This is a genomic window from Paraburkholderia tuberum STM678 (assembly GCF_902833905.1).
In the GTDB taxonomy this organism is placed as follows: domain Bacteria; phylum Pseudomonadota; class Gammaproteobacteria; order Burkholderiales; family Burkholderiaceae; genus Paraburkholderia; species Paraburkholderia tuberum.
On sequence record NZ_CADFGP010000194.1, the window covers coordinates 1 to 387 of the forward strand.

1 pseudogene is annotated in these 387 nt (G+C 64.1%); it reads left to right on the plus strand.

Going from position 1 to position 387, the window contains the following annotated elements:
- Nucleotides 1-48 precede the first annotated feature (48 nt).
- Nucleotides 49-387 (plus strand): annotated as a pseudogene (locus HWY30_RS40905) (GGDEF domain-containing protein); the annotation flags it as partial.

Here is a 387-nt window from a genome sequence, read left to right on the forward strand (position 1 = left end):
GCGACATACGTAGCCGCGACCGCCGCGACGGTTCGGCCGCGCCTTCGATTGACGGTCACCACCATTGCAGACCAGGCGCTTGTCATGACTGCCTTGGCGCTCGGCGGGCGCGTGGCGCTGCCCTTGCTCTGGGTCGTGTTCTGGTTCCTTGTGGGTGCCGGTTGCCGCCACGGCAAGCGGCCGTTGCTACTTTCATGTGCAGTTGCGCTTGCAGGCGTCGTGATTTTGATGCACGTCGAGCCGTGGTGGAGAGAAAACCTCGCGGTGGGATTGGGCATCATGCTCAGCATCGCGGCGACTTCCGTGTACTTGATGGCCCTCGTGCATCGGCTCGAACGGCAGGCTGCGACGGACCCTCTGACAGGACTCAGCAACCGCACTCGCCTC